Genomic DNA, 4,932 nt, shown 5'->3' on the forward strand with positions numbered 1-4,932 from the left:
GCGCGGTGAAGACCGCGCCGCCGCCGGACTGGGCTTCGTCGAGCAGTGCCGCGTCTTCGAAGTACTCCGGCCGGATGCCGACGATGACCTCACGCGGCGCGTCGGCCGCCTCGACCAGCCTGCGGACCCTGTCCGTCAGCGGGACGCTGCCGAGTGGGCTGGTGAGCTGCCCGTTCTCCAGCGTCGCCGGGACGAAGTTCATCGACGGCGAGCCGATGAACCCGGCCACGAACAGGTTCGCCGGGTTATCGTAGAGGAACTGCGGCGCCCCGATCTGCTGCACGTACCCGCCCCGCAACACGACGACGCGGTCGCCAAGCGTCATCGCCTCGGTCTGGTCGTGCGTCACGTACAGCGTGGTCGTGCCCAGCTGCTTCTGGATCTTCGACACCGACGTCCGCATCTGCCCACGCAGCTTCGCGTCCAGATTGGACAGTGGTTCGTCCATCAGGAACGCGCTCGGGTTACGCACGATCGCGCGCCCCATCGCGACCCGCTGGCGCTGCCCGCCGGACAGGTTCGCCGGTTTGCGGTCCAGGTGCTGGGTCAGGTCGAGGATCTTCGCGGCTTCCTCCACCTTCCCCTTGACGATCTTGTCGCTGACCTTCGCCAGCCGCAACGGGAACGCCATGTTCTCGCGCACGCTCATGTGCGGGTACAGCGCGTAGGACTGGAACACCATCGCGATGTCACGGTCCTTCGGCGCCTTCTCGTTGACGCGCTTGCCGTCGATACGCAGCTCGCCGTCGGAGATGTCCTCCAGCCCGGCGACCATGTTCAGCGTCGTCGACTTCCCGCAGCCCGAGGGGCCGACCAGGATGATGAACTCGCCGTCCGCGATCGTGATGTCCACTTCGGACACCGCCAGCGCACCGTCGGGGTACTTCTTGCTCACCTTGTCCAGAACGATCTCAGCCATGCGTTACCCCTTCACCGCACCAGACGTCAGCCCCGCGACGATGCGGCGCTGGAAGAACAACACGAACAGGATGATCGGGATCGTGATCACCACGGCGGCCGCGGAGATCGTCCCGGTCGGGTCCTCGAACTGCGAAGACCCGGTGAAGAACGACAACGCCGCCGGCACCGTGCGCGACGCCTCGGTGGACGTCAGCGAGATGGCGAACAGGAAGTCGTTCCAGCAGAAGATGAACACCAGGATCGCCGTGGTGAACACGCCCGGCGCGGCCAGCGGCGCGATCACCTTGCGGAACGCCTGCGCCGGCGTCGCGCCGTCCATCTTCGCCGCTTTTTCCAGCTCCCACGGGATTTCCCGGAAGAACGCCGATAGCGTGTAGATCGACAGCGGCAGCGCGAACGTGATGTAGGGCAGGATCAGGCCCGGCCACGTGTCGAACAACCCGAGCTCACGCTCGATGTTGAACAACGGCGTCACCAGCGAGACCTGCGGGAACATCGCGATCAGCAGCGACATCCCGACCAGGATCTGCTTACCGGGGAAGTCGAGCCTGGCGATCGCGTACGCCGCCATCGTGCCCAGCGTCACCGCGATCACCGTGGCGATGATCGCGATGCCGATCGAGTTCACCAGCGCGCGGATGAACTCCGTGGTCACGAAGATGTCCGCGTAGTTCTGCAGCGTCCACTCGTTCGGGATGAACGAGCCGTCGGTGAGCGTCGCCTTCGTCTTGAACGACAGCGACACCACCCACAGCACGGGCACCAGCGCGAACACCAGTACCAGGATGTCGACCAGGCCCCACCGGACCTTGCGGCCGGTCGTGACCGCACCACCCATCACCATCAGCGCTTCCCCCCGTCGTCACTGCCCGGTGCGGCCGTGCCGAACACCTTGATGAACAAGAACGCGATGATCGCGACCGTGATGAAGATCAGCACGGCCATCGTCGACCCGATCCCGAGGTTCAACCCCTTGACCAGGTTGTTGTACGTCTGCATCGACACCGACGACGTGTCCTGCGCCCCGTTGGTGAGCACGAAGATGTTGTCGAAGATGCGGAACGCGTCGAGCGTGCGGAACAGCAACGCCACCAGGATCGCCGGTTTCATCACCGGCAGCATCACCTTCGTGAACCGCTGCCACGCGTTCGCGCCGTCCATCGACGCCGCCTTCAGCAGGTCGTCCGGCACCAGCGCGAGCCCGGCCATCAGCAGCAGCGCCATGAACGGCGTCGTCTTCCAGACCTCGGCCAGCACGATGATCAGCAGCGAAGGGACTTTATCCGTCAGCAGCGCGGAACCCGGTGCGAGCAGGTTCGCCAGGTACCCGGTCTTCGGCGTCCACGCGTAGTACCACGAGAACGCCGCGACGACCGTGACGATGCCGTACGGGATCAGCGCCACCGTGCGGATCAGGCCGCGCGCCACCAGCGTGCGGTGCATGATCAACGCCAGCGCCATCCCGAGCACGAACTCGATGATCACCGACACCACGGTCAGCAGCATCGTCGTGCCGAACGCCGTCCACCAATAGGAATTCGTCAGCACCGCGGCGTAGTTGTCGAACCAGATGAACTTCTGCTGCGCCGGGAACCGCAGGTCGTAGCGTTGCAGCGACAGCCACACCGAGTAGATGATCGGATACCCGGTGACCGCGATCATCACGAACGCGGCCGGGGCACACAGCATCAGGCCGAGCTTGCGCTCCGCCTTCTTTCCTTCGCTCAGAACGGGTTTGGCCTTCTTCTTGGACCCGGTCGTGCTCGCCGGGGCCTCACTGACCGCGTGGCTCACGGGATGACCCCCTTCGACTGGAGCGCGTCGCCGAGTTGCTGCCGCAGTTTGTCCGCGGTGGCCCGCGGGTCGATCTCCGACGGCGGCGAGAGGATCTTCGACATGACCGTCGAGGCGTTCTGGTAGGCCGGGGTCAGCGGCCGCAGCGCGGCGTTCTTCAAGGCGTCCAAAATGGTCTGACGCATCGGGTACTTGGTCTGCATGCTCGGGTTGTCGTCACTCGCGGGCTTGCTCGCGTCGAGCGGGACAGTGTCCTGGTAAACCGACTCGATCGTCGGCGGGACGCCGTCCTTGATCGCCGAGAACTTCTGGTTTTCCGCGCTGCGCAAGCACAACGCGGCCTGATAGGCCTCGGGCTTGTGCTTCGAGTACGAGCTGATCGCCAGGTCGTAGCCGCCGATGGTGGTCTTCGCGGGCATTCCGGGGATGACCGAGGGATAGGTCGTCCACTTGAAGTGCGGCAGGTCGGCCTTCTTGTCCTTGGCGAACGACGCGTAGACGAACGGCCAGTTCAGCTCGAAGGCGGCGTCGCCCCGCTGGAAGGTCTGGCGGACGTCGTCCTCCTTCGAGTTGGTCAGCGAAGCGTCGGTGACGCCCGCGGTGGTGACGTTCTTGAGCAGCTCGAGCGCCTTGATCGCGCCCTCGTCCATCACCACGGACTTGCCGTCGTCGGACAGGATGTGCCCACCGGCGGATTCGACGAGAGTGTTGTAGACCACGACCAGGCCCTCGTACTGGGCACCGGTGAACACGATGTTGTGCGCAGCCTTGCCCTGCGCCTTGAGCGCCTGGGACTGCTGGATCATCTCGTCCCAGGTCTTCGGCGGCGTCGGGGTGATCCGGTCGTCGTACCAGAGCAGCTGGACGTTGGTGTTCTTCGGTGCCGCGTAGAGCTTTCCGTTCCAGGTGGCGGTGTCCAGCGGCCCCGGCAGCGCGCCCTTCGACGCCTCCGCCTTGTTCGCGCCGGTCCACTCGTCGGCCCAGCCCGCTTCGGCGAACTCCGACACCCAGGTGACGTCGAGGCCGAGGATGTCCAGCGAGCTGTCCCCGGCGGCGAGCCGGCGGACCATCTGCAGACGCTGGTCGTCCGACCCGCGGGGCAGCTTGTTGTAGACGATCTCGTACTTGCCAGCCGCCGCGGAATTGCAGTTGTCCACAACGGTCTGGAAGTTGTCCTCGGGCGCGTAGTAGATGTTGATCTTGAGCCCGTTGTCCGAGCCGCAGGCTGTCAGCAGTCCGGCGGCCAAGGCGCCGGCACCGAGTAATGCGGTGGCACGGCCGGGCGAACGACCTCTCCTTGCCGCAGCGATCGACTTCCCCATGTGGCCTCCTCGCCCGCGCGCACGCCGGTTCGACAGTGTGTCCGGCCGACGCCGCGCGCGGCAGGAGAACCGCGCCCAGCACCCCGACGTGCTAGTACTCGGACGGCACGCTGGAGTCCGAGCCGCCCGACTGGTGGAAAGCAACCTATGCCGGGCGATCACAGCTCGCAAGCAGTATCGGTAACGATTCAGCGGAGCGCACGCCGAACCGGTGAATCTCCTACAGCGTTCGTCAGAGGGGCCGTGAAGGACCAAGTGCGAGCTTGGCCAGCAACTCCCGGGCAGCCTCGGCGGAGCGTGGCTGGCACAGCACGTCGTACCGGCCCGCGACGAGCTGACTCGTGGACGAGAAGTCCCGGCGGCCCTTGGCCATGCTGTAGCCGATGGCCGCGAAGACGAGCCCCGCGACGATCCCGAAGACGAGCCCGGTGAGGATCGGCTGCCAGGCGAAACCCTGGTTGTTGAACATGCCGAGCAGCAGCCCGGCGAACAACCCGAACCACGCGCCCGAAACCGCGCCCGTGCCCAGCACCCGGCCCCAGCTCAGCTTCCCGATCACCCGCTCGACGAGCATGAGGTCGACGCCGACGATCGTCACCCCCTCGACGGCGAACTCCTTCTCCGCGAGAAAATCCACCGCCTGCTGCGCCTCGCCGTACGTCCCGTACGAGCCGATGGGCCAGCCCGTCGGCGGTGTCGGCAGCCTCGGCTGCCCCTGGGCAGCGCGCCCGCCGCCGCCGAAAGCACCAGTCACGACCATCACCCGATTCCCCGTGGGACAAACCCGTCGGACCCCATCTTGTCAAGGACGGGCGAACCGTGCGAACCAGGCAGTCCCGGAGGTGTCATGAAAGGGTCTTTCAGGGCAAAAATTGCCTGGAAAGACCCTTTCATG

Annotated in this window: 5 protein-coding genes; all 5 read right to left on the reverse strand. The window is 65.8% G+C overall.

Going from position 1 to position 4,932, the window contains the following annotated elements; genetic code table 11:
- The coding region (locus QMK34_RS28865) for an ABC transporter ATP-binding protein (RefSeq protein ID WP_326417650.1) at nucleotides 1-919 on the reverse strand (919 nt) is incomplete at its 3' end.
- 3 nt (nucleotides 920-922) lie between these two features.
- The gene (locus QMK34_RS28870; protein WP_326417651.1) at nucleotides 923-1,765 is read right to left on the reverse strand and encodes a carbohydrate ABC transporter permease; all 843 of its coding nucleotides are present in this window, start codon (nucleotides 1,763-1,765) and stop codon (nucleotides 923-925) included.
- A complete protein-coding gene (locus QMK34_RS28875; protein ID WP_326417652.1) occupies nucleotides 1,765-2,715 on the reverse strand; it encodes a carbohydrate ABC transporter permease in 951 nt (316 codons plus the stop codon). Before QMK34_RS28875 ends, QMK34_RS28870 begins: the two co-directional genes overlap by 1 nt.
- Nucleotides 2,712-4,037 (reverse strand): ABC transporter substrate-binding protein, encoded by a 1,326-nt coding sequence (locus tag QMK34_RS28880; RefSeq protein WP_326417653.1) that lies wholly within the window; start codon nucleotides 4,035-4,037, stop codon nucleotides 2,712-2,714. Before QMK34_RS28880 ends, QMK34_RS28875 begins: the two co-directional genes overlap by 4 nt.
- 232 nt (nucleotides 4,038-4,269) lie before the next feature.
- Nucleotides 4,270-4,797 (reverse strand): general stress protein, encoded by a 528-nt coding sequence (locus QMK34_RS28885; RefSeq protein ID WP_326417654.1) that lies wholly within the window; start codon nucleotides 4,795-4,797, stop codon nucleotides 4,270-4,272.
- Between the last annotated feature and the right edge of the window lie 135 nt (nucleotides 4,798-4,932).

The organism is Amycolatopsis sp. H20-H5, from assembly GCF_035828755.1.
Lineage (GTDB): Bacteria > Actinomycetota > Actinomycetes > Mycobacteriales > Pseudonocardiaceae > Amycolatopsis.

Coding starts and splice junctions, on each gene's coding strand:
- QMK34_RS28870 (WP_326417651.1), bottom strand. CDS start 1,765: ATGGTGATGGGTGGTGCGGTCACGACCGGCCGCAAGGTCCGGTGGGGC.
- QMK34_RS28880 (WP_326417653.1), bottom strand. CDS start 4,037: ATGGGGAAGTCGATCGCTGCGGCAAGGAGAGGTCGTTCGCCCGGCCGT.
- QMK34_RS28885 (WP_326417654.1), bottom strand. CDS start 4,797: ATGGTCGTGACTGGTGCTTTCGGCGGCGGCGGGCGCGCTGCCCAGGGG.